Source organism: Ornithinibacillus bavariensis, assembly GCF_050433565.1.
GTDB classification, from domain to species: domain Bacteria; phylum Bacillota; class Bacilli; order Bacillales; family Amphibacillaceae; genus Ornithinibacillus; species Ornithinibacillus bavariensis.
In genome coordinates this window covers 239,486-263,508 of the sequence record NZ_JBNPWZ010000003.1, presented here as the reverse complement: position 1 = coordinate 263,508, position 24,023 = coordinate 239,486, and the positions used below count along the sequence as shown (strand labels likewise).

At 36.2% G+C, this 24,023-nt stretch carries 22 protein-coding genes; 18 read left to right on the top strand and 4 right to left on the bottom strand.

Going from position 1 to position 24,023, the window contains the following annotated elements; all coding sequences use genetic code 11:
• Window positions 1–11: 11 nt before the first annotated feature.
• Together HNR27_RS08255 and sspI are read right to left on the bottom strand one after the other, a co-directional pair.
• On the bottom strand, window positions 12–1,598 hold the full coding sequence (locus HNR27_RS08255) for a hypothetical protein (RefSeq protein ID WP_429339423.1): 1,587 nt from the start codon (window positions 1,596–1,598) through the stop codon (window positions 12–14).
• A gap of 321 nt (window positions 1,599–1,919) precedes the next feature.
• On the bottom strand, window positions 1,920–2,141 hold the full coding sequence (gene sspI, locus HNR27_RS08250) for a small acid-soluble spore protein SspI (RefSeq protein WP_212921234.1): 222 nt from the start codon (window positions 2,139–2,141) through the stop codon (window positions 1,920–1,922).
• 99 nt (window positions 2,142–2,240) lie between these two features.
• On the opposite strand from sspI, the gene HNR27_RS08245 reads away from it, so the two are divergent.
• The 5 genes from HNR27_RS08245 to HNR27_RS08225 all read left to right on the top strand — a co-directional run bounded on the left by HNR27_RS08245 (window position 2,241) and on the right by HNR27_RS08225 (window position 8,284).
• Window positions 2,241–2,978 (top strand): TrmH family RNA methyltransferase, encoded by a 738-nt coding sequence (locus tag HNR27_RS08245; RefSeq protein ID WP_429339502.1) that lies wholly within the window; start codon window positions 2,241–2,243, stop codon window positions 2,976–2,978.
• A 357-nt stretch (window positions 2,979–3,335) separates the two neighbouring features.
• Window positions 3,336–4,370: a phenylalanine--tRNA ligase subunit alpha gene (pheS, locus tag HNR27_RS08240; protein WP_429339422.1), complete on the top strand. Its 1,035-nt coding sequence runs from the start codon at window positions 3,336–3,338 to the stop codon at window positions 4,368–4,370.
• A 15-nt stretch (window positions 4,371–4,385) separates the two neighbouring features.
• On the top strand, window positions 4,386–6,812 hold the full coding sequence (pheT, locus tag HNR27_RS08235; protein WP_429339421.1) for a phenylalanine--tRNA ligase subunit beta: 2,427 nt from the start codon (window positions 4,386–4,388) through the stop codon (window positions 6,810–6,812).
• Between the two features lie 234 nt (window positions 6,813–7,046).
• Complete coding sequence (locus tag HNR27_RS08230; protein ID WP_429339420.1) at window positions 7,047–7,391, top strand: DUF6176 family protein; 345 nt, start codon at window positions 7,047–7,049, stop codon at window positions 7,389–7,391.
• Window positions 7,392–7,414: 23 nt separating this feature from the next.
• Window positions 7,415–8,284 (top strand): GNAT family N-acetyltransferase, encoded by an 870-nt coding sequence (locus tag HNR27_RS08225; RefSeq protein WP_429339419.1) that lies wholly within the window; start codon window positions 7,415–7,417, stop codon window positions 8,282–8,284.
• A gap of 130 nt (window positions 8,285–8,414) precedes the next feature.
• Here the strand turns inward: HNR27_RS08225 and rnhC are convergent, their stop codons facing one another.
• Window positions 8,415–9,344 (bottom strand): ribonuclease HIII, encoded by a 930-nt coding sequence (gene rnhC, locus HNR27_RS08220; protein ID WP_429339418.1) that lies wholly within the window; start codon window positions 9,342–9,344, stop codon window positions 8,415–8,417.
• A 180-nt stretch (window positions 9,345–9,524) separates the two neighbouring features.
• On the opposite strand from rnhC, the gene zapA reads away from it, so the two are divergent.
• The 12 genes from zapA (at window position 9,525) to uvrC (ending at window position 22,616) form a co-directional block, all read left to right on the top strand.
• Complete coding sequence (gene zapA / locus HNR27_RS08215) at window positions 9,525–9,788, top strand: cell division protein ZapA (RefSeq protein ID WP_212921228.1); 264 nt, start codon at window positions 9,525–9,527, stop codon at window positions 9,786–9,788.
• 7 nt (window positions 9,789–9,795) lie between these two features.
• Window positions 9,796–10,350, top strand: coding sequence for a CvpA family protein (locus HNR27_RS08210; RefSeq protein WP_429339417.1), 555 nt, complete (start codon window positions 9,796–9,798; stop codon window positions 10,348–10,350).
• A 103-nt stretch (window positions 10,351–10,453) separates the two neighbouring features.
• Window positions 10,454–12,172: a DNA polymerase/3'-5' exonuclease PolX gene (polX, locus tag HNR27_RS08205; RefSeq protein WP_429339416.1), complete on the top strand. Its 1,719-nt coding sequence runs from the start codon at window positions 10,454–10,456 to the stop codon at window positions 12,170–12,172.
• Between the two features lie 37 nt (window positions 12,173–12,209).
• Complete coding sequence (locus tag HNR27_RS08200; RefSeq protein ID WP_429339415.1) at window positions 12,210–14,549, top strand: endonuclease MutS2; 2,340 nt, start codon at window positions 12,210–12,212, stop codon at window positions 14,547–14,549.
• Between the two features lie 27 nt (window positions 14,550–14,576).
• Window positions 14,577–14,984 carry a DUF350 domain-containing protein gene (locus HNR27_RS08195; protein WP_212921224.1) on the top strand — a complete coding sequence of 136 codons (408 nt, stop codon included), beginning with the start codon at window positions 14,577–14,579 and terminating at the stop codon, window positions 14,982–14,984.
• Between the two features lie 223 nt (window positions 14,985–15,207).
• Window positions 15,208–16,908, top strand: a complete 1,701-nt coding sequence (locus tag HNR27_RS08190) for a long-chain-fatty-acid--CoA ligase (RefSeq protein ID WP_429339414.1) — start codon at window positions 15,208–15,210, stop codon at window positions 16,906–16,908.
• A gap of 129 nt (window positions 16,909–17,037) precedes the next feature.
• Window positions 17,038–17,622, top strand: coding sequence for a fatty acid metabolism transcriptional regulator FadR (gene fadR, locus HNR27_RS08185; protein WP_429339413.1), 585 nt, complete (start codon window positions 17,038–17,040; stop codon window positions 17,620–17,622).
• A 49-nt stretch (window positions 17,623–17,671) separates the two neighbouring features.
• Window positions 17,672–18,445: an enoyl-CoA hydratase gene (locus HNR27_RS08180; RefSeq protein WP_429339412.1), complete on the top strand. Its 774-nt coding sequence runs from the start codon at window positions 17,672–17,674 to the stop codon at window positions 18,443–18,445.
• Window positions 18,446–18,478: 33 nt separating this feature from the next.
• A complete protein-coding gene (locus tag HNR27_RS08175; RefSeq protein ID WP_429339411.1) occupies window positions 18,479–19,252 on the top strand; it encodes an electron transfer flavoprotein subunit beta/FixA family protein in 774 nt (257 codons plus the stop codon).
• Window positions 19,253–19,279: 27 nt separating this feature from the next.
• Window positions 19,280–20,257 (top strand): electron transfer flavoprotein subunit alpha/FixB family protein, encoded by a 978-nt coding sequence (locus HNR27_RS08170; protein ID WP_429339410.1) that lies wholly within the window; start codon window positions 19,280–19,282, stop codon window positions 20,255–20,257.
• Between the two features lie 173 nt (window positions 20,258–20,430).
• Window positions 20,431–20,745 carry a thioredoxin gene (trxA, locus tag HNR27_RS08165; protein WP_212921218.1) on the top strand — a complete coding sequence of 105 codons (315 nt, stop codon included), beginning with the start codon at window positions 20,431–20,433 and terminating at the stop codon, window positions 20,743–20,745.
• An 86-nt stretch (window positions 20,746–20,831) separates the two neighbouring features.
• Window positions 20,832–22,616 carry an excinuclease ABC subunit UvrC gene (gene uvrC, locus HNR27_RS08160; RefSeq protein WP_429339409.1) on the top strand — a complete coding sequence of 595 codons (1,785 nt, stop codon included), beginning with the start codon at window positions 20,832–20,834 and terminating at the stop codon, window positions 22,614–22,616.
• Window positions 22,617–22,692: 76 nt separating this feature from the next.
• Here uvrC and HNR27_RS08155 read toward each other — a convergent pair whose 3' ends face one another.
• Complete coding sequence (locus HNR27_RS08155) at window positions 22,693–23,130, bottom strand: YslB family protein (RefSeq protein ID WP_429339408.1); 438 nt, start codon at window positions 23,128–23,130, stop codon at window positions 22,693–22,695.
• Between the two features lie 264 nt (window positions 23,131–23,394).
• On the opposite strand from HNR27_RS08155, the gene HNR27_RS08150 reads away from it, so the two are divergent.
• Window positions 23,395–24,015, top strand: coding sequence for a succinate dehydrogenase cytochrome b558 subunit (locus HNR27_RS08150; protein ID WP_429339407.1), 621 nt, complete (start codon window positions 23,395–23,397; stop codon window positions 24,013–24,015).
• Window positions 24,016–24,023 lie beyond the last annotated feature (8 nt).

Sequence of the window (24,023 nt, the reverse complement as noted above, 5' to 3'; positions counted from 1 at the left end):
AAAACATTTGATTAAAATCCAAAACCGATAACACTCATTAGCCACTCCTCAAATTGAGGGTAAACTTCATTTTCAAAGTATGTCATCATTTCTTCATAGCTCATACTACCGACATCTTTTACATCTTCTTCTTTTGGTAGTTTGATAGAATCTTTAACGGTTGATTCCTTATCAATAAATAGGGTAACTAAATCCTTTTCAAAGTCATCACCTGCAACAGTTATTTCATGCTTAGAGTTCATCTTGTCACCATCGTATTCTGAGTTCCCTGTCCAGAATAGTTCAAGTGTATACCCAGTAGGTTCAACAAAGGAGAATGTTCGATCAAAGTCTCGTTTGTTTTTCTTCAGGCTTTCATCCGTTTTATAGCTAAGTTCCATATCTGCAACAGATACTTTGATAGAATCCTTAATCTTTCCATCATTATTTGCAAGTGTTCCTTCAAGTGTTAATGCTTGATCAACGTCATCATAAACAAAACCAAAGTCATATTCAAATGCTAATTCTTTGCTATCTTGGTTTAAATGACCCTTAATATATAATGTGAGAAGATCATCCTCAGATGGTCCAAATTCTATAGAGAGATCGCGTTTCACAATAATATCCTTTTTCACCCAAATAGTGGAAGTGAATCCGTCTGGTATTACAAAATCATCTAAGCCATTTATAGCTTCTTCTATACCAGTATTGTAAGCCTCCTCAAAGTCTTCTTTCGAGATGGTTAGATCAGAATTTTCTGCAAAAACAAATGGACCAGAACCTTGTTGTACAGCATATTCATGGATAATTTCTTTTAAACGCTTATCCTTAGCCATTTTTTCTAATGTATCGGATAATAATGATTTTACTTCTTTTTCAGTTAAATGAAATGTAATCTTCTCTGTATCTACATTATCATTACCAATTTTTACAGTTTCTTTAGTAGATTTAAACGCTTCTTCTGGAATTGCATTATAAATAAATTTTCCGTACTCTTCCTCTATATATTTTAGATCCTTTTCAGGAAGAACGTTTCCTTCAAATAGCATGCTAAAGTCGATTTTTTCCTCACCTGTAAAGGTAGTAGGATCAACCTGCTGCATCACTTTACCAAAATCTTCACCTTTAAGCTGAAGTACCTCTTTTAAAAACGGTAGACCTAACATCATGCTGTCAGAAGTAAGAAAGAAATTCACACCATCAATTTCAAAATTACCGAAGCTACCAGCAATTTCTGCTGTAGCAATCTTTTCTTTACGATCTACACCACTTTTAATGGATAACGTAGAATTATTAAGTATTTGGTCTGGGGTGATCGGGCCAGAGCTAGGTAGTTGCATATTCATCTCTGCGGATAGTTTATAAGTGTTTTCTACTGGCTTTTCAAGTGATTTTTCTGCCCATTCTAGCTCTGGTGCATAGCGTTCTTTCATTTGTTCTGCATACATATTCATGGTTTCTTTTTCTGAAAGAAAGTACTTTGTTTTTAACGAATTATCTAACAGTACAAATGCAGCAACACTTCCACCAACTAGTAAAATTGCAGCTGCAATAATTATCGCTAGTAATTTGTTGAACCCCTTCTTTTTGACTTGAACATCTTGATTGTTTACTTCCATCGTAATCCCCTTTCGATAATAACCTTTGTACTAGTTTATTAATTTAGTAAGGTTATATCACATAAAAATAAATATAATACAACAATTGTATATCATCAAGATGTGAAACAGTCAACGAATTTTTAAAAGGAAGAAAATTATAAAATGATGTAAAATACCTATCTATCTTTTTATTGAATAGGTATTTAGTCTTGATGTTTTAAACTTAATCGACATAATTTAACTAAAAAATAGGAAAAGTGGCTTCCAAAAAGATTGCTGAGTCTTTAGACTCATTTTTTAAAAAAGAAGAGGTACCTATTAGGCACCTCCAAATTCTAATTATTCAGATACTGCATTCTTGACACCTTGCTCAAGAGCTTCGATCATTTCTTGTTTTTCAGCGGTATCGGATTGGTTCCAAATTAATTCAAAAAGTACTCCAAGACCTGGTAGCATTTTTTCTTCACCTGACTGAATAGCATCGACTATCGTTGCTTCTAATTGGCTTTGGTCATTGGTGGCAATATTTGATAAGATGGCCTTTCGTAAATTTAAATCCAAAAAAAATCACCCCTTATTAAGATTAAACTATGGATAGTTTGACCAGATTAGGTTTAAATATGTATGATGATGGAAGATAATAGGATAGGAATGAAGAAATTGATAACATCAGTGAAAAATGAAAAAGTAAAAAATTGGCGAAAGCTACATAATAGAAAAGAGCGAACAAAAGCGGGAACATTTTTGATTGAGGGATTCCATTTAATAGAGGAAGCCATTAAAAGTAATTGGGATGTATTGGAGATAATCCTTCAAGAAGATGTTTCATTACCAGCGTGGAAGTGTGATGCACCTACTGTAGAGGTTGCGGAAAATGTTTTCCAGCACATTTCACAAACGAAGACACCACAAGGAATTGCGGCTGTCGTAAGAATGAAAAATAGTCATGAAATAAATGGAGATCTTTATCTTTTACTAGATCGTATTCAAGATCCTGGTAATCTTGGTACGATAATTCGTACTGCAGATGCAGCTGGATTTGATGCAGTAATGCTAGGAGAAGGAACTGTCGATTTATATAATGATAAAGTGATAAGAGCCACACAAGGGTCCTTATTTCATATTCCTATCATTCAAGAAAGCCTACCTACTGAAATTAATAAGCTTAAACAAGAAGGCTTTCGTATATGGGCAAGCGCATTGACCAATTCAAAGGATTTTCATACACTAAAGCCAACTTCGAAGGTAGCACTTATATTAGGAAATGAAGGTGCAGGAATAGAGGGAACAATTTTAGAGCTTGCAGATGAAATTGTGAAGATTCCAATATATGGAAAAGCTGAATCTCTAAATGTAAGCATTGCTGCTGGGATCTTAATGTATCATCTAAAAGGATAGGTATTGAAATTATGCAGTATTATCGCTATAATCTATGTTATATGTAAATAGTAAAAAGCAATGAAAGAGCGATTACCAGTTATAAACATGGTTTGACAGGGAGGAATTGCCACAGACTGGAAGCAATTCTACCATGAACTGATTAATCATTCACTCTGGAGCTGACACTTGGACCTGATTTACAGTAAAGGTGTTCCGGATAAAAATCCGTTATCGAAACTTAAGTTGGACACAATCTGTGTCAACAAGGGTGGTACCGCGACCAAAGCCTCGTCCCTTATTTTGGGATAGGGGCTTTTTTGTTTGTTTAAGACGCGAGTCATTTTAATTATTATTTTTTATATGGGAGGTAAAACCATGCAAGAAGAATTAAAAGCCATTCAGCAAGAGGCACTTGCTACATTAGAACAAATTAATGATATGAAAGAATTGCAAGCACTTAAAGTAGCGTATTTAGGTAAAAAAGGTTCCTTAACACAAGTATTACGTGGTATGGGGAAACTTTCACCGGAGGAAAGACCAGTAGTTGGGGAAATTGTTAATCAAGTACGTGAAGCAATTACAAAGGCTATCGATGAAAAAAGTGACCTACTTGAAAAAGCTGCCCTGGAAGAAAAATTAAAGGAAGAATCGATTGATGTGACCTTACCAGGTCGTCCGGTAAAGGTAGGGGGTCCTCATTTATTAACGAAGGTAATAGAAGAGATTGAGGATTTATTTATCGGAATGGGTTATGAAGTACGAGAAGGTCCGGAGGTAGAAACGGATTATTTCAACTTTGAAGCACTAAATTTACCTAAAAACCACCCAGCAAGGGATATGCAGGATTCATTTTATATCACGAATGAACTATTACTGAGAACACATACTTCTCCAGTACAAGCTCGTACAATGCGTGAATATAAAGGTGAAAAAGGATTTAAAATGATTTGTCCAGGGAAAGTATATCGCCGAGATACCGATGATGCCACACACTCGCACCAATTTACACAAATCGAAGGCTTATATGTCGATAAAGACGTGAAGATGAGTGATTTAAAAGGAGTACTTAATATTTTTGCTAAGAAAATGTTTGGAGAAGACCGTAATATTCGCCTTCGCCCAAGCTTCTTCCCATTTACAGAGCCTTCTGTTGAAATGGATATCTCATGTAAGGTATGTCATGGTGAAGGGTGTTCTGTTTGTAAGGGAACAGGTTGGATTGAAATTTTAGGTGCTGGAATGGTACATCCAAATGTACTAGAAATGGGTGGCTATGATCCTAAAGTTTATTCTGGGTTTGCTTTTGGAATGGGACCTGAGCGTATTGCAATGCTGAAATATGGTGTAAGTGATATTCGTCAGTTCTATTTGAATGATAATCGTTTCTTAAAGCAATTCCACCAGGCGTAAAAGGAGGGTAATTAAATGTTAGTTTCATTAAATTGGTTGAAGGATTATGTAGATATAGATGGTATTAGCCCAGAGGAATTAGCGGAAAAGGTTACGAAATCTGGGATTGAGGTAGATAGTGTTGAGTATGTAGCCGAGAAGAGTACAAATGTGGTTATCGGTTATGTGGAATCATGTGAAAAGCATCCGAATGCAGATAAGTTAAACCTTTGTCAGGTTGATGTTGGAGAAGAGAAGCTGCAAATTATTTGCGGAGCACCGAATGTTCGCCAAGGTCAGAAAGTTGCTGTTGCCAAACCAGGAGCTGTATTACCAGGAAACTTCAAAATCAAAAAGGCAAAGCTTCGCGGTGTGGAGTCTAACGGTATGATTTGTTCGTTACAGGAGCTTGGCTTTGATGAGAAGCACATCCCTAAAGAGTATGCAGAGGGAATTTATGTTTTTCCAGAAGACACTCCAGTTGGAGAAAGTGTCGCTTCTTATTTAAATTCCAATGATGCTATTTTAGAATTTGACCTTACACCTAACCGTGCAGATTGTTTAAATATGCTTGGTGTTGCTTATGAGGTTGGTGCACTTTTAGATAAACCTGTTAGTCTTCCAAGTGAGAAGGTAAAAACGATCTCAGAAAAGGCATCCGATTATATCTCCATTAAGGTGGAGGATGAGAAGCTAAATCCTTACTATGGAGCTTTTATCATTAAGGATGTAGAAATTAAGCCTTCTCCATTGTGGATGCAAAATTATCTTTTAGCTGCAGGTGTACGTCCAATCAATAATGTAGTGGACATTACGAACTATGTATTAATGGAATATGGACAGCCACTACATGCCTTTGATTATGATAAATTGAACTCCAAGGAAATTGTAGTCCGCCCTGCAAAACAGGCGGAAAAAATTGTTACCTTAGATGATGTAGAGCGAACATTAACTTCGGAAAATCTTGTAATAACAAATGGTAAAGAGCCAATTGCCTTAGCAGGAGTAATGGGTGGAACAAATACAGAAGTTTCTAGTGAGACGAAAACTATTTTATTAGAAGCTGCCTATTTTGATTCCATCTCCATCCGTAAAACCGTAAAAGCAACAGGTTTACGTAGTGAAGCGAGCACTCGTTATGAAAAAGGGATTGACCCAAATCGCGTGAAACATGCTGGCCTACGAGCATGTCATCTTCTGGAAGCATATGCAGGAGGAAAAGTACTAGAAGGTGTCGTAGAGGCTGATGTGTTGGATCGTTCTGAACAGGTTGTTGAAATGGATACAGCTACCATTAATAACCGACTTGGAACCGATATTGCATCTGATGAGATAGCTAAAATCCTTGAAAGACTTCAATTTAACTTTGAGCAACAAGGAGAGCATTTTAAAGTGTTTGCACCAACACGTCGTGGTGATATAACAATCTTTGAAGATATGCTAGAAGAAGTAGCTCGAATCTTTGGCTATGATAATCTCCCATATACATTACCAACCGGAACTGCACAAGCTGGTGGCTTAACAAAAAGACAGCACTTACGAAGAGCAGTGAAAAACTATCTAGAGGGTGTAGGTTTATCTGAGACAAGAACCTATTCGTTGACTAGTGAATCATTAATTAACAAGTTAATTAGTCCTGAGATTAAATCATTAAATCCAGAGCCTATAAGCCTTGCTATGCCAATGAGTGAAGATCATAAATTCTTGCGCTTAAGTATCTTGCCAGAGCTATTAAAAACCGTTAGCTATAACCTAGCGAGAAACCAATCCAATATAGCATACTACGAATTAGGTTCAATCTTTATTACAGAGGAAAAAGAACTTACAAAACAACCAAATGAACAATTACGTCTATCGGGTGTTCTTTCTGGTAAATGGTTAGAGCATCTTTGGCAACAAGAAAATAAAAAAGTGGATTTTTATGTTGTAAAAGGTATAGTAGAAGGTTTATTTGACCATTTGGAGCTTGAATTATCCATCCAACAAGCTCAATTACCAGATATGCATCCAGGCCGTACCGCAGGCTTATTAGTAGATGGTGAAAGTATTGGATTTATAGGTCAATTACATCCTGCTTTAGAAAAAGAATTGGATTTAAAAGAAACCTATGTGTTTGATATTAATCTAGAAAAAGTCTTGGAAGTTCATCGTTATGAACCAACATATACAGCAATTCCAAGATACCCATCGATTACAAGGGATATTGCTTTTATATTGGATGACCAAATAAATGCAGGCGATGTTCAGGCAACTATTGAAGAAGTAGGAGCGCCACTTGTTAAGCAAGTCCATATCTTTGACCTGTATAAAGGAGAGAACCTTCCAGAAGGTAAGAAGTCAGTAGCGTACAGTCTACTATATCAAGATCCAGAACGGACACTTGTTGATAAAGAAGTAGAAGAGTCTTATCAAAAAGTAATTGCAGCAGTTAATGAGAAGTTTAATTCATATGTAAGATCGTAAGTTGATGATAATTTAATATTCAAGGTGTATGCTCCCCTTTTAGAGAGGCAGATTAAAGGTATAAATCTGGTTGCTAGGAGGGGAGTATTTTTTTGTGACCATTTTATATTTATTGACTAGTATCATATGTTTGAAAATATTAGTAAATATTCTAAGACAATATGATAGAATAGTATAAATTAGAAAGCTAAGTAATTATTTACAACAAGAAACTAGATAAAAGGTGGCAGGAAAATGAACGTTGAATTAACTCGGTTTAAAGTGAAAGAAGGTAAATCTGAAAAAGTCGATGAGTGGTTGAAGTTTCTAAATGATAATATGAAGGATGTACTACTCACACTAGAAGATGAAAAAATGTATGTAGAAACGATCTTCCGAGAAACCCTGAATGGAGAAGCGTATTTGTACTGGTATTCTGTTCAAGGAGAAGGTGGACAAGCTGTAGAAGAGTCGGAAAGCTGGATTGATAAAAAACATTTACAGTTCTGGGATGAATGCATTGATCCTACCTTTAGACCGGTGGATTTAAATACAGAGGTTGTTATGATACCTGAGAAGGTTAGAAAAGCTATGGATTAAATAATAAACAGAGGAGAAATAATATGGCCACAATATCATTCATGCAAGAAAATAAACTGGAAGCTGTAGCGAATTTTATAGCGGAAATGAACAATAAGGAATCATTTCATATCGGTTATTGTGGAAGGGATAGTACTGAGATAAAGCAATACATAAAGGAAGAAATTCCTTATAATACGAGCTTTATTACTGCTTATGATGGAGGAAAGCTAGTAGGAGTACTAGGATTTGATCCAGATATTGATAGTGGGAATGCAGAAATTTGGGGACCTTTTGCTTTGGCGAATCATTGGAATACAGTAGATGAAATGTGGGAGAAAATGATTGAAATACTACCTAAAAATATAAGCTCAGTTTCTTTATTCCCTAATAAAAGGAATAAGCATGTACTAGAATTTGCACAGAAATATCAATTTAACAAAGAAAGTGAAGAGGCAATTTTAGTTTTTGATCGTTCAAATAGTCATCTGCTTCAGGAGGCGTCATTAGAAGAATTAACACCTAAATTTTATGATGCTATGGAACAATTACATGATAAGACATTTCCAGGAACGTATTACTCAGGAAGACAAATTATTGAACGATTAGACGAGTATAAAAAGGTGTTCATAAGAAAAGAAAATGAAGAACTAATAGGTTATATTTATGTCGAAGCGGAGCCAGAATTCGGTGATGCAAGTATTGAATTTTTTGGTGTGCTTGAGGATAAGAGAGGCCTGGGAATTGGAGGACAGTTATTAAAAGGTGCCATAAGATGGCTGTTTACCTTTGAAGCAATTGACTCTATAACCCTTTGCGTGAATATGAAAAATGATAATGCTATTCGATTGTATCAAAAGGTAGGATTTACTCTTCAGGATGAGTTGTGTTTTTTTAAAAAGAGGATTCTATAGAATGATAGAATAGGCAAAATAGGTACTTTAAGTAGAATAAAATTATTGATTTTAGTGTCATAAAGAATTGTCAATTAGCCAGACTCCAATTGACAATTCTTTAATAGATTAAGTCATATGCTTTTATGAATTACAAATATTGTCTTGCCTTAGCTGTGTTAGCAAAATGTACCTTAGCACAGCTGTCTAATACAGCTTCACCTTTTTCGCGGATAATTCGTGCAATTGTTTGATCAACCTTTTTCGATGCCCCTTTATTCAATTCAAAACCAATTTGCTCTGATAATTTATCCATTTCCTTCACAAAGCTTGCTCGTGCAATAATAGATCCTGCTGCAACGGCTATGGAATAACTCTCTGCTTTTGTCATGAAATAGGTACTCTCTGAGAGTCTTTCATTTTCTGAAGCAATATGTTTCCGGTATATTCCCGGTTCACAAAATTGATCAATCAAAATTCCTTCATACTCACTAGTTCCTAACTTTTTTAATAATTTTTGAATGGCATGATGATGAAGCATTGCCTTCATCTTTCCTTGTGACCAGCCCTTTCGCTGTAGTGCATTGTATTTCGGATTATGTAAAATTAATAAGGAGTAAGGTAAACGCATTTGTGCCAACTCCGAGGCGATTTTTACTATCGTACTATCTGTTAAATTTTTAGAATCTCTAACTCCTAATTCTTTTAAAAATGGGATTTGTTCCTTCTTTACATAGGTGCATGCCACCGTAATAGGACCAAAATAGTCTCCGGTGCCAGCTTCATCGGAACCAATATGGGAAGCTGAAAATAAGGAATTGGGTGGTGAGAAGCTAGATAACACGGGTTCCTTTTTATTCACAAGCTCCGCTTCATTTAATCCCCCTACCCATTTCGTAATCTCTACCTCAGGGTTCCTTCCTTGAAATAATACTTTGCCAGAGCGATATGCAGTAATAACTGCATTCTCAGTCTTTGCACGGAAAATGGCCCCTTGAGGAGCTTCTTGTAAATATTTATGATAATAATGTTGCATCGTTTCGATTTTATCTATTGTAAATGTATAGACGTTTTGCGACATCAAAACCGACATCCTTTCTTGATATATAGACTATAACAAAGTATTTGTAAGAAAGAAAAGTAAAAAAATGTGAAGGAACAGTTTCCTAATTGTTAGGCTTCATGTTAAGATAAAATATAGAAAAAATATGACAGGTCAATAGAAAAGTAGTTATGCTAGTATTAATGGGAGGGACACATAGTGACCCAAAATCACGATAAAACACGGGTAACCGTTGAAATCCGTAATAGATCCTATAAAATTGTTGGAGAAGAAGATGCAAGCCATGTTCGTTTAGTAGCTAGTCTTGTTGATCAAAAAATGCGTGAGATTCAAGAGATGAATCCGCAGCTGGATACTACTAGTCTCGCTGTATTAACCGCTATAAACGCGATGAATGATTATTTAAAACTGAAGGAAGATTATGCAACGATGCTAGGTTCAATAAAGAGAGAAAGAGGATAAAAGACATATGGTTGATTTTATACTTATACTTTTACTACTATTTGGGACCTTAATGGGACTAAAAAGGGGGCTAATTTTACAAGCGGTTCATCTTGTTGGCTTTATTGTTGCGTTTATAGTAGCAGCAATTAATTATGATAAGCTTGCTACGAAATTAGCAATTTGGATACCGTATCCAGATTTAGGGGATGAAAGCCTCTGGGCTAATTTCCTCCAAGCACTTCCAATTGAGGATGCCTTCTATAATGCAATAGCTTTTGCTATAATTTTCTTTGCTGTAAAAATAGTCTTACAGATTGTTGCATCAATGATTGATGTAATTGCGTCTTTACCTATCTTGCATTCTATAAATAAGATTGCGGGAGCTATTCTAGGATTTATAGAGATTTATCTTATTCTTTTTGTCTTGCTCTATATTGTCGTATTGACACCTATTGATATTATACAAGAATGGATTAATAAATCGAATGTAGCATTATTTATTGTCGAGAACACCCCTTATTTCTCGGAAAAAATAAAGGATTTATGGTTTACGCATATTGTGACAATGTTAAAATTATAATTAGATGGCTAATTCATAATACTAGGATTAATATTGTATGCTCTGTACAATTAGACTATATCCTATATGAATTAGCCATTATTTTTAAGTAGGTGATGAAGTTATGTCTGTTAATAAAAAAGATGTTATCAAATTATTAGAGAAAATAGCAATATATTTAGAACTAAAAGGCGAGAATCCATTTAAAATTTCTGCGTTCAGAAGAGCCGCTCAAGCACTAGAAAGAGATGAACGGTCTTTAACCGATATAGCGGATTTTACAACGATAAAAGGCATTGGGAAAGGAACAAGTACGGTAATACTAGAGTATGTACAGAACGGAGAATCTGCAACGTTAAAAGACCTTCAAAAAGAAGTACCACAGGGACTAGTGCCATTACTCAATGTACCTGGACTAGGTGGTAAAAAGCTCGCGAAGCTATATCAAGAACTGAACGTAGTTGATGCAGATAGCTTAAGGAGGGCAATTGAATCAGGGCAAGTGGAGAGCTTAGCAGGGTTTGGAAAAAAATCTGCTGAAAAGATATTAGTAGCTTTGCAAGAAGTTGGTAAGCGACCAGAACGTATTCCTATTGCGAATATGTTACCGCTTGCTGAGCGCATAGAAGAATACCTGCATACAATACCTGAAATCATTCGCTTTTCAAGAGCCGGTTCTCTCAGAAGAATGAGGGAGACTATTAAGGATTTGGATTTTATTATTTCCACTGATCATGTTGAAAAAGTTAAAGCAGCCATCGTCCAAATTCCTGGACTTAAGGATATTATTGCTCATGGTGATACAAAGGTATCTATTACAATTGATGATGTCTATGATATTAATGTTGATTTTAGACTGGTCTCTGACAATGAATTTGTAACAACTCTACATCATTTTACTGGTTCTAAAGACCATAATGTTGCAATGAGACAATTGGCTAAATCTCTCGGTGAAAAAATTAATGAATACGGAATTGAAGTGGAAGAAACAAATGAGATCTTAACTTTCCAATCGGAGAAGGACTTTTTTCAGCACTTTGGACTAAACTATATTCCGCCTGAAATTAGAGAAGATAATGGTGAAATAAGTGCTTTTAGGGAACAGATTAAACTTGTTGAATTAGATGATATCCGTGGGGATTTGCATATGCATACGACTTGGAGTGACGGTGCTCAGACACTGGAGGAAATGGTTAATCAAGCAAGAAGTATTGGTTATGACTATATCGCAATCACTGATCACTCTAAACATTTACGAGTAGCCAATGGATTAGATGAGGATCGCCTTCGTAGCCAGCGAGAAGAAATTATGAAATTAAATGAAAAATATTCGGATATCCATATTTTTGCTGGTGTAGAAATGGATATTCTTCCAGATGGTACACTTGATTTTTCAAATGATTTTCTTAAGGAAATGGACTATGTCATTGGGGCGATTCATTCTAGCTTTAGTCAGACAGAAGAGCAGATAATGAAACGATTGTATACAGCATTAGAAAATCCATATGTTTCATTAATTGCCCATCCAACCGGGCGATTAATCGGCAGAAGACCTGGTTACAAGGTAAATATGGAAAAACTACTTGAACGAGCAAAAGAGACTAATACCGCATTAGAAATTAACGCCAATCCGAACCGATTTGATATTTCCGCTGAATGGGCTAAGCTAGCTCAAGAAGCAGGGGTGAATATAGCGATTAATACAGATGCACATAGCTATCAAATGCTCGAGCATATGAAATATGGCATTGGAGTAGCTAGAAAAGGATGGCTCCGAAAAGAAACGATTCTAAATACATGGACAAAGGAGAAACTTATAGCGTATTTTAATCGTAGTAAGTAATTAGAAAAATAAACAACATGGTTAAAGGAGCAAGTACATGAACGAGCGAATATTACGAGTGTTAGAATTTAAAAAAATAATCGAGCGATTAAGTAATCATGCAGCAACTAGCTTGGGAAAAGACCTTGCTGCCCGATTGAAGCCATCCACAAATATAGAAGAGGTAAATCAGCTCCAAGCTGAAACCGATGAAGCGGCAAATGTATTGCGATTAAATGCACAAGTTCCATTAGGGGGAATTTCTGATATCCGTGCAAGTATTAAACGTAGTGTTATCGGTGGGGTATTAAGTACTTCAGAATGCCTCGATATAGCGAACACAATATATGGCGGACGTCAGGCAAAAGAGTTTATCGAGGGACTTGAAGAGGAAGTCCCTATTCTAAAAGAGACGGTTGAAGGAATTACAGCCCTACGCAATTTAGAAATGAAAATCAAAAGCTGTATAGATGATCACGGAAATGTAATGGATAGTGCTTCTGAAAAACTAAGAGGTATTCGTTCGTCGATTCGAACAAATGAGAGCAGAGTCCGAGAAAAGCTAGAAAGCTATACAAGAACGAAAAGTAATATGCTGTCTGATGCGATTATAACGATTCGAAATGATCGTTATGTATTACCAGTTAAACATGAGTATCGCGGAGCAGTAGGTGGAATTGTACATGATCAATCTGCATCCGGTCAAACCTTGTTTATGGAACCAAAGGCAGTGGTCGATCTAAATAACCAATTACAAGAATTGCATGCGAAGGAGAAACAAGAAATTGATCGGATATTAAAGGAACTTAGCCAAAGTATTGCGGCTGAAGAGGTTTTTTTAATGGAGAATGTTATTCGATTAGCCAAAATTGATTATATGTTTGCCAGAGCAAATCTAGGTCGCGAGATGAAGGCATCAAGACCAAAAATGAATGATCAAGGATATATTAAGATGCAGCAAGCTCGTCATCCATTAATTGCAATAGATGAAGTAGTAGCAAATGATATTGAAATTGGTAAAGATTTCACCTCTATTGTGATAACGGGACCTAATACTGGTGGAAAGACAGTAACCTTAAAAATGGTTGGTCTGTGTATACTTATGGCACAATCTGGCCTACAAGTGCCTGCACTGGATGGTTGTGAGTTAGCAGTGTTTACGCATGTCTTTGCTGATATTGGTGATGAACAGTCGATTGAACAAAACTTGAGTACATTTTCCTCTCATATGACGAATATTGTTGATATTTTAAAGCAGGTGGATGATCATACGCTTGTGTTGTTTGATGAATTAGGTGCTGGAACGGATCCACAGGAGGGTGCAGCGCTTGCAATGTCAATATTAGATGAAGTAATTTCTAGAAATGCTCGTGTCATTGCTACAACACACTATCCTGAATTAAAGGCATATGGCTATAACCGGGAAAACGTGATTAATGCATCGATGGAATTCGATGTTGAAACACTTCAACCAACCTACAGATTATTAATTGGTGTACCGGGAAGAAGTAATGCATTTGAAATTTCCAAACGGCTTGGACTAGAAGATACAATTATTGAAAGAGCAAAAAGCCTTATTGGAGTTGATTCTAAGAGTGTAGAAAACATGATTGCTTCCCTTGAGACGTCAAAGCTTCAGGCTGAAAGAGAATATGAAGAGGCGCATAGGATCTTATTAGAAAGTGAAAAACTCCGAAATCAAATTCAAGAGGAATGGCAGGAGTTCGAGCGTAAGCGTGAATTATTATATAAGAAGGCAGAGGAAAAAGCAGAAAAAGCTTTAAATAAGGCACGTGAGGAAGCTGAAATCATTGTCGGAGAAATTCGTAAGATGAAGACTGATGCCCAACTGAAGGAGCATGAATGGATAGAAGCGAGAAAAATGTTAGAAGAGGCACAGCCTAAGCTTTCTACTAAGCAAGTTAAAGAAGTAAAACAGGATGTAACAAAAGCAGAATTACAACCTGGTGATGAAATTAAACTATTAACAGTAAATCAAAATGGTACAGTTCTAGAAAAGGTTAATGACAATGAATATTTAGTGCAAGTAGGTATTATGAAGGTAAAGGTAAAACGTAATGACATACATTTGGTCGGCAAGCCTAAAAAGACCTATGAAAAACCTTTAACAACTGTAAAAGGATCTAACTATCATGTACCATTAGAGTTGGATTTGCGTGGCGAACGTTTTGAAGATGCTTTACTCAAATTGGAGAAATATATTGATGATGCTGTATTGGCAGGATATCCGAAAGCATTTATCATACATGGTAAAGGTACTGGTGCACTTCGGAAGGGTGTACAGGAGTATGTGAAAAAGCACCCAAGTATTTCCTCCTCTCGTCCTGGTGATGCAGGAGAAGGTGGAAGTGGTGTGACTGTTGTTGAATTTCGATAACTTGGAATTAGAGGGGAGGGTACGTAGATGAACGGATTCTGGGAGAATGTACTAGTAGATACCGCAGCACGATACAGTGTTGTTATTCTATGCACAATAGTTTTTTTAGCTATTTTTGAATTAGTTACTTCTTATAAAAACTGGGAAGAGATTAGAAAAGGAAATCTTGCGGTAGCAATGGCCACTGGTGGGAAAATATTTGGGATTGCTACCATATTCCGTTACTCTATTGAACATAATGATACGTTATTAATTAGTATTGCATGGGGAACGGTAGGGTTTGTACTACTTTTATTAGGGTATTTTATCTTTGAGTTTTTGACACCAACAATGAAAATTGATGAAGAGATTGGTAAAGGAAATAAAGCTGTTGGACTAATTTCTATGATAATTTCAATTGGTTTATCGTTTATAATTGGGGCAAGTATCATCTAATTTATGTGAGGGAGAGTCAGATGGAAACTTTAGCAAAGATATGTATTGGTGTAGCAGTAGTTTTCGTAATAATAGGTGTTATCTACCTTACATTTGATATTGATTTCAGTATATTTTAATGCGAGAAATCAAATAATTTTAACAATAAAGGAAAATAAGAATTCAAAAAATATTAATAAGTCGGTATAATAGGATATAAGTATACTAAAAAGGAGGTATTCTAATGGTTGAAGAAAGAAGATGGCATCAGCATTATCCTAAGGAAATACCGACTTCTCTACATTATGATGAGAAGCCATTACATCATTTTTTAGAAGATACTGCATTAAGGTACAAAGAAAAGAAAGCGCTTTATTTCATGGGAAAAGAATTAACTTATGAGGAGCTGTGTCAGTCTGCGAAGAAGTTTGCAAATTATTTACAAGGCTTGGGTGTAGTAAAGGGAGACCGAGTTGCTATCATGTTACCTAATAGTCCACAGGCTGTCATAGGCTATTATGGTGCATTGATGGCTGGAGCGGTTGTCGTACAAACTAATCCACTTTACACCGAAAGAGAACTAGAATATCAAATGAAGGATTCTGGTTCGAGGGTAATTGTTTGCCTGGACATTCTTGTTCCAAGGGTAACTAGTGTGAAAGGTAACACGTCTCTAGAACACATGATTGTTACAGGGATAAAGGACTATTTACCGTTTCCGAAAAACCTTATTTACCCATTTATTCAAAAAAAGCAATACAATATGGTTGTGAAAGTAGAAGAGTCTAGCAATACACATTTATGGACATCCATTATGGCGAAAGCGGAAGCAGCTTATCAAAAGGTAGCGGTTGATCCAGTAGAGGATATTGCCTTATTACAATACACAGGTGGAACGACAGGCTTTCCTAAAGGCGTTATTCTAACTCACCGTAATTTAGTAGCCAATGCAAAGATGTGTGAAGCATGGATTTACAAAATGAAAAAGGGTGAAGAAGTAGTCCTTGGTGTATTACCTTTCTTCCATGTCTATGGTATGACCGCAGTCATGAACATTTCTATCTTTAACGGGGCAAAAATGATCCTCCTACCAAAGTTTAATGCGGGAGAAGTCCTAAAAACCATTCATAAGTTGAAGCCAACCTTGTTTCCTGGAGCGCCGACAATATACATCGGATTGTTAAACCATCCAGATTTACAAAAATATGATCTCTCCTCTGTTCAAGCTTGTATTAGTGGATCAGCTCCACTCCCAGTAGAGGTTCAAGAGAAATTTGAAAAAGTGACAAGTGGTCGACTCGTTGAAGGATATGGGTTAACCGAATCATCTCCAGTAACACATGCTAATCTAGTCTACGGAAATCGAATAAGTGGAAGTATTGGAATACCATGGCCAGATACAGATGCTAAAATCTTAAACATGGAGACCTATGAAGATGAGGTCGAAATTGGTGAGGTTGGAGAATTAGCAGTAAAAGGTCCACAGGTGATGAAGGGTTATTGGAACAAGCCAGAGGATACAGAAAATACGTTGAAGGACGGTTGGTTATTAACAGGTGATTTAGGATACATGGATGAGAATGGTTATTTCTATATAGTAGACCGTAAAAAGGATATGATTATTGCGGGTGGTTACAATATTTATCCGCGTGAGGTAGAAGAGGTTTTATATGAACATGAAGCCGTTTTAGAAGCAGTAGTGGCCGGTGTTCCCGATCCATACAGAGGTGAAACGGTGAAGGCGTATGTCGTGATAAAAGAAGGGTATGCCGTAACGGAAGAGGAATTAAATGCATATTGTCGTGAAAACCTTGCTGCATATAAGGTACCAAGAATTTATGATTTTCGTGATGAGTTACCAAAAACAGCCGTAGGAAAAATCCTGAGAAGGCAATTAATTGATGAAGAGAAAAGTAAATATAAGACAGAGTCACCTACTCCTTAAACAAAAATCTCTTTTCCTTCCCAAAAGTACATGCCTAGTTATTGACAGATTAGGTATATCATTTTACAATATAAAATGAATGATGATTCATTCATTTGTCAGCATGGTTATCTGTGAAGGAGAAAGAAAATGAAGAATAATAAACCTAAATATAATTTAATTATAGATGCAGCAGTAGATGTTATAGCAGAAAATGGCTACCATGGATCACAGGTGTCAAAGATAGCTAAGAAAGCTGGTGTAGCAGATGGGACCATCTATTTGTACTTTAAAAACAAAGAAGACATTCTTGTTTCCGTATTTGAAGAAAAGATGGGCCAATTTATTGAACAAATTGCTTCTGCAACAAGTCAAAGAGAAACTGCAAGTGATAAGCTGTTAACGCTTATTCAAATGCATTTTAGACAGCTTGCAGCTAATCATCACTTAGCAATCGTGACACAGTTGGAGCTTAGACAATCGAATCTAACATTAAGACATCAAATCAATAGTATTTTAAAGCCGTACCTAGATGTTATTGATGGCATTATCAAAGAAGGAATTGAGCAAAAAATTTTCCGAAATGATATGAATAAACAATTAATGAGACAAATGATATTCGGTACGCTTGATGAGACTGTGACAAACTGGGTAATGAATGAGGAAAAATATGATCTAGTTGGTCTTGCTCCTGCTGTTCATGATTTACTTACAAAAGGTATTATGGTTAGATAGAATTACATAGTTTTATAAAAAGAATTGATTTTCGAGAAGAGGTGTAAACTTGGGAACAATTTTGTATGAATTGCATCAGCATGTGGCGACTCTAACTATCCAGAGCCCACCTGCTAATGCATTATCTAGCAATCTATTAAAAGCGCTTTCAGAAAGACTGGATGAGATTCAACGCGAGGAAAAAGTAAAAGCAATTGTCTTAAAGGGAGAGGGAAGATTTTTTTCTGCAGGAGCAGATATAAAAGAATTTACATCCCTTCAGGAAGCTTCTGATTACCAGTCCCTTTCAGAATTTGGTCAGCAAATATTTGATCGAATAGAGAATCTCTCCATTCCTGTTATTGCGGCCATTCATGGTGCTGCACTTGGTGGTGGATTGGAACTTGCAATGGCTTGTCATATTCGTATAGCTACCGAAAGCGCAAAATTAGGGCTACCAGAGCTAACGCTTGGGATAATCCCAGGTTTTGCTGGAACACAAAGATTGCCACAACTAGTTGGAACACCGAAAGCTTATGAGATGATATTAACCGGTGAGCCGATTTCTGCGAAAGAAGCATATCAATTAGGACTGGTTAATCAAATTACGAGTGAGGAAGAGGTTTTTGATGTTGCTTTTTCAATCGCAAGTAAAATTGCAGCTAAAAGCAAGCCAACCATTAATCGTATTATGCAATTAGTTCCATATGCGAAAAATGATAATTTTGCAATTGGGGTAAAAGCAGAAGCCAAGGCATTTGGTGAAATCTTTAGTTCTGAGGATGCTAAAGAAGGGGTCCAAGCTTTCATTGAAAAGAGAAAGCCTAATTTTATCGATAGATAAACAGCTTAATAGTTTACTAGAGGAGGAAGTCAAATGAACATTTACGTATTATTAAAGAAAACATTTGATACAGAAGAAAAAATTTCTGTTTCAAACGGTCGTATAGAGGATGATGGTGCTGAGTTTATCATCAATCCTTATGACGAATATGCGGTAGAGGAAGCGATTAAACAGCGTGATGAGCACGGTGGAGAAGTAACTGTCGTAACAGTAGGGGATGAAGATTCAGAAAAGCAATTGCGCACAGCTTTAGCAATGGGTGCTGATAAGGCTGTATTAATAAATACAGAAGATGATCTTGAAGATGGAGATCAATATACAACAGTTAAAATTTTGGAAGCGTTTTTTGAAGATAAAGATGTAGATTTAATTCTTGCTGGAAATGTTGCCATTGACGAAGCAAGTGGGCAAGTAGGTCCACGTTTAGCAGAACGCTTAGGTTTTTCTTATGTAACAACGATTACAAGCCTAGAAATTGATGGTAATACAGCAAAAATTGATAAAGACGTAGAAGGTGATGTCGAGAAAGTAGAAACAACATTACCATTACTTGTCACTTGTCAGCAAGGACTAAATGAGCCAAGATATCCATCTTTACCTGGAATCATGAAGGCGAAGAAAAAGCCATTGGATGAATTAGAAATCGATGATCTTGATTTAGATGAAGATGAGTTAGAGCCAAAAACAAAAACAATTGATATTTTCCTACCTCCACAAAAAGAGGCTGGAAGAGTGCTTAATGGAGAGTTAGAGGATCAAGTGAAGGAACTTGTTTCGCTGCTTAGAAATGAAGCGAAAGTACTTTAATTTGGATGACAGAAGGGAGAAATACACATGAGCGAAAAAATACTAGTTATTGGTGAATCAAGAGATGGCGTCCTTCGTAATGTTACTTTTGAAGCGATTGCTGCAGCGAAAAAAATTAATGCTGATGCAGAAGTTGTCGGCGTAATTTGTGGAAGTGAAAACTTAAACGACCTAGCCCAAGAAATGATTTACTATGGAGCGGATCGCATCGTTACTGTAAAAAACGAAAAATTAACTTCTTATACTTCGGAAGGTTATGGTCAAGCTGTACTTGCTGTGATCGAAGATGAAAACCCTTACGGTATTATAATGGGGCATACTGCAGTAGGAAAAGATTTAACTCCAAAAATTGCAAGTAAATTAGAGGTTGGTTTGATTTCAGATGCTGTTGATATTCATGTTGATGGTGGTCAAACTGTATTTACAAGACCTATCTATTCTGGAAAAGCCTTTGAAAAGAAGGTAATTACAGATGGGTTATTGTTTGCAACAATTCGCCCAAACAACATACCGGCATTGGATCGTGATGAATCCCGTTCAGGAAATGTGGAAGAGAAGTCTGTTGAAATCTCTGATTTGCGTACAGTTATTAAAGAGGTATTACGAAAAGCATCTGAGGGTGTAGATTTATCAGAAGCAAAAGTAGTAGTAGCTGGGGGACGAGGAGTTAAAAGTGCAGATGGGTTCAAGCCATTATATGAATTAGCAGAAGTATTAGGAGGAGCAGTGGGGGCATCTCGTGGAGCATGTGATGCAGATTACTGTGATTACTCGCTACAAATAGGTCAGACTGGTAAAGTTGTAACGCCAGATCTTTATATAGCTGTTGGAATCTCTGGTGCTATTCAACATTTAGCCGGGATGTCTAATTCAAAGGTAATTGTAGCAATTAATAAAGACCCAGAAGCAAATATTTTTAATGTTGCTGATTACGGAATCGTTGGTGACTTATTTGAAGTGGTTCCAATGCTAACAGAAGAAATTAAGAAGTTGAAGGCCAATTAATAGTAATAAAAGGTTATCAAGAGGGTTATCACTCTCCTGATAACCTTTTTTTACCTATAGAAGTGCCATAGCTACTTACGGATAATTATGCTTAAGATAAGCAAACTGTTAGTAAGGTTTTTCTAATAATGGTATACTCATGTTGAAATGAAGTAAGTAGAGGAGGAAAATCGATGGCAATTAAAAACGTTACTGATCAAAACTTTGCAAGCGAAACTGCTGAAGGTTTGGTCCTAGTAGATTTCTGGGCACCTTGGTGTGGTCCTTGTAAAATGATTGCTCCAGTTCTTGAAGAAATTGATGGCGAAATGTCTGATAAAGTTCAAATCGTTAAGCTTGATGTTGACGATAATCAAGAAACAGCAAGCAAATTTGGCGTAATGAGTATTCCAACATTATTATTATTTAAAGATGGTAATGTTGTTGATCAAGTAATTGGTTTCCAACCAAAAGAAGCTCTTGTTGAACTAATCAATAAGCACGCTTAATGATAAATGGAAAAGATAAAATCCCTTGTTACACAGTGACAGGGGATTATTTCTAATTGCACGCTTTTAGTGAGGAATGAAATTCAATGAACCAGAATATTCAAGAGAAATTAGCCGTCTTGCCTGCCAAGCCAGGGTGCTACTTAATGAAAGATCGACATGGCACTATAATTTATGTTGGTAAATCAAAGCTTTTAAAAAATAGAGTCCGCTCTTACTTCACTGGTGCTCATGATCAAAAAACACAACGACTTGTTCAAGAAATAGAAGATTTTGAGTATATTATTACCTCTTCAGAAATTGAAGCACTCATTTTAGAAATGAATCTTATAAAGAAGTATGACCCAAAATATAATGTCATGTTGAAGGATGATAAATCCTACCCATATTTGAAGATTACTTCAGAAAGACATCCACGGTTATTAATTACGAGAAAGATAAAGAAAGACAAGGGAAAATATTTTGGACCCTATCCCAATGTAATAGCAGCACGTGAAACAAAAAAACTGCTAGATCGACTATATCCACTTCGAAAATGCAATAATCCGCCGGGTAGGCCATGTTTATACTACCATATGAATCAATGCTTAGCTTGTGGTGACAAACCTCCTTCAGAGGCGGAATATAAAGAAATTGTTCAAAATGTAACCTCGTTCTTACAAGGTGGGTATAAAGAAATTAAAAAGCAACTCACCGAAAAAATGCTTGAAGCAAGTGAACAATTGAATTTTGAACGAGCGAAAGAGCTTAGAGACCAGATTCAGCATATTGAAGTAGTTATGGAACAACAAAAGATGACCTTAAATGATACGATGGACCGGGATGTCTTTGGTTTTAGTTATGACAAAGGCTGGATGTGTATCCAAGTATTCTTTATTCGTCAAGGCAAATTAATAGAGCGTGATGTTTCTGTATTTCCTTTCTTTGATGAAGCAGAAGATACCTTTTTGAGTTATATAGGTCGATTTTATCTTCATCAGGCTCATCCGAAGCCTAAACAAATATTAGTCCCAATAGGTACTGAAACGACTCTCCTAGAAAAACTATTGGAAATTGAAGTCCATACGCCTTATCGCGGTAAGAAAAAGGAATTAGTAGAATTAGCAATGGAAAATGCTAAAGCCTCGTTAACGGAAAAGTTTTCAATTATCGAACGGGATGAGGAACGAACCGTCCTTGCGGTGGAGAAATTGGGAGAAATTTTGAATATAGAAATTCCACATCGCATCGAAGCGTTTGATAACTCTAATATTCAAGGAACTGATCCAGTCTCAGCTATGGTAGTATTCGTTGATGGGAAGCCTAGTAAAAAGGACTATCGTAAATATAAAATTAAAGATGTTAAAGGCCCAGATGATTATGAAACAATGCGTGAGGTAATCAGAAGAAGGTATACACGGGTCTTGAAGGAAGCTCTACCCCTGCCAGATTTAATTATTGTAGATGGTGGGAAGGGACAAATGAATGCTGCACTTGATGTGTTGGAAAATGAACTTGGTTTAGATATCCCACTCTGTGGATTAGCTAAAGATGACAAGCATCGAACGAGTGAATTACTATATGGAACACCACCAAGTGTTGTCGAGCTATCAAGGCAGTCACAGGAGTTTTATTTGATTCAACGTATTCAAGATGAAGTTCATCGCTTTGCTATTACTTTTCATAGGCAGCTTCGAGGGAAAAATTTAATCCAATCGGCATTAGACACTATTCCTGGTGTTGGGGAAAAGAGAAAAAAGCTATTATTGAAGCATTTTAAATCGGTTAATGAAATACGTCAGGCCCCAATTGAAGAGATAACAAGATTAGGAATACCCCATAATATTGCCGAACAAATTTTAACTGAATTAAATAAGGAAAAAGAAAAATAAGGGGCTGGATAGGTACTGCACCCCAAAAGTAAGAGTTAAAAACCTAACTTTTGGGGGTCACTACCATAACAGGCCCTTATTCTGTAAATACAACCCTGAATTCTATTTGATGAATCTTAGTACGAACATCTTCAACACATTCACATTCGATTCCTTTAATAGAGGAAATAGCTTCTGCTAAAAAACCAGCCTCTAAACGAAATTCTGTTGAAACTGGCATAGAAAGCCGTTGTACGACCGCATCTGCCATTAAATGAAATTCAAGTTCTTTTCGCTTCTCTTTAAATAACTCTAGTCGTCCCCATCCTACCTTTTCAAAAAAGTAATATATGTCACTTAAGGATTGTATATCAAATTTTCTCGCTAAACTCCTACCCATAAAATATAGTAGTGCCTCAGCTTCTGAACCGAATACATCTGGGAGACATACATAACGCAATAAATCATATCCAGCCCCTGTTGATTGAATCTCATCCACTAATGAGATAGGAATTTTTTCTTCTTTTTTCTGCATAGCCCGTTCCCTTCCTGTATGAAAAGTCACCTAGTAACATGATAAGTATATTGCTATTATCCATGCAATTTACTATAAACGCAAGGAACATTTACAGAATGAAAGCGATTTAAATTATACGGGTTTATTAAATACCTTTCCTTGACGCTTAGAGAAGATAGAAGTACAATAAACATGTTATAATTCCATGTTTCTTCCAAAAAACATGTCTTTTTTTGTGAGGAACGAAGGACTAATCATCAGAAGAATTAAGGGGGGTATCACATGGCGGAACATAGGGAGTATTTTTACAGAAGGCTGCACTCATTACTAGGGGTAGTACCTATTGGACTTTTCTTAATTTTGCACTTGGTAGTTAACCATTTTGCGGTATATGGTGAAGAAAGCTTTAATAAGGCGATCGATTTTATGGAAAGCCTTCCATTTTTACTGCTACTTGAAATTTTTGTAATTTATTTACCAATCCTTTTCCATGCAATATTAGGGGTTTACATTGTGTTTATCGCAAAAAACAATGTAAGAAGATTCGGATTTTTCCGTAACTGGATGTTTTATTTACAGCGTATTACTGGAATAATTACCTTAGTATTTCTTGCATGGCATGTATTTGAAACCCGTGTGCAAATTGCTCTTGGTAATGTAGATTTAAACTACAGTCTAATGCAAGGAATTCTTGATAATCCAGCAATGTTTTGGTTCTATGTAATCGGTGTAGTGTCTGCCGTATTCCATTTTTCAAATGGTTTATGGGGCTTCTTAGTTTCTTGGGGCATTGCACAATCTCCAAGATCACAAAAAATTGTTACATATTTTACATTAATTGTCTTTTTACTAGTTAGCTATATTGGAATTAGATCGTTAATTGCATTCGCATATGGAGTGTAAGTTTTAAG

Bases quoted from the DNA above. Each gene is read 5' to 3' on its own strand.
- HNR27_RS08255 (WP_429339423.1), bottom strand. From the start codon at position 1,598: ATGGAAGTAAACAATCAAGATGTTCAAGTCAAAAAGAAGGGGTTCAAC.
- pheS (WP_429339422.1), top strand. From the start codon at position 3,336: ATGCAAGAAGAATTAAAAGCCATTCAGCAAGAGGCACTTGCTACATTA.
- pheT (WP_429339421.1), top strand. From the start codon at position 4,386: ATGTTAGTTTCATTAAATTGGTTGAAGGATTATGTAGATATAGATGGT.
- HNR27_RS08230 (WP_429339420.1), top strand. From the start codon at position 7,047: ATGAACGTTGAATTAACTCGGTTTAAAGTGAAAGAAGGTAAATCTGAA.
- HNR27_RS08225 (WP_429339419.1), top strand. From the start codon at position 7,415: ATGGCCACAATATCATTCATGCAAGAAAATAAACTGGAAGCTGTAGCG.
- rnhC (WP_429339418.1), bottom strand. From the start codon at position 9,344: ATGTCGCAAAACGTCTATACATTTACAATAGATAAAATCGAAACGATG.
- HNR27_RS08210 (WP_429339417.1), top strand. From the start codon at position 9,796: ATGGTTGATTTTATACTTATACTTTTACTACTATTTGGGACCTTAATG.
- polX (WP_429339416.1), top strand. From the start codon at position 10,454: ATGTCTGTTAATAAAAAAGATGTTATCAAATTATTAGAGAAAATAGCA.
- HNR27_RS08200 (WP_429339415.1), top strand. From the start codon at position 12,210: ATGAACGAGCGAATATTACGAGTGTTAGAATTTAAAAAAATAATCGAG.
- HNR27_RS08195 (WP_212921224.1), top strand. From the start codon at position 14,577: ATGAACGGATTCTGGGAGAATGTACTAGTAGATACCGCAGCACGATAC.
- HNR27_RS08190 (WP_429339414.1), top strand. From the start codon at position 15,208: ATGGTTGAAGAAAGAAGATGGCATCAGCATTATCCTAAGGAAATACCG.
- fadR (WP_429339413.1), top strand. From the start codon at position 17,038: ATGAAGAATAATAAACCTAAATATAATTTAATTATAGATGCAGCAGTA.
- HNR27_RS08175 (WP_429339411.1), top strand. From the start codon at position 18,479: ATGAACATTTACGTATTATTAAAGAAAACATTTGATACAGAAGAAAAA.
- HNR27_RS08170 (WP_429339410.1), top strand. From the start codon at position 19,280: ATGAGCGAAAAAATACTAGTTATTGGTGAATCAAGAGATGGCGTCCTT.
- trxA (WP_212921218.1), top strand. From the start codon at position 20,431: ATGGCAATTAAAAACGTTACTGATCAAAACTTTGCAAGCGAAACTGCT.
- uvrC (WP_429339409.1), top strand. From the start codon at position 20,832: ATGAACCAGAATATTCAAGAGAAATTAGCCGTCTTGCCTGCCAAGCCA.
- HNR27_RS08155 (WP_429339408.1), bottom strand. From the start codon at position 23,130: ATGCAGAAAAAAGAAGAAAAAATTCCTATCTCATTAGTGGATGAGATT.
- HNR27_RS08150 (WP_429339407.1), top strand. From the start codon at position 23,395: ATGGCGGAACATAGGGAGTATTTTTACAGAAGGCTGCACTCATTACTA.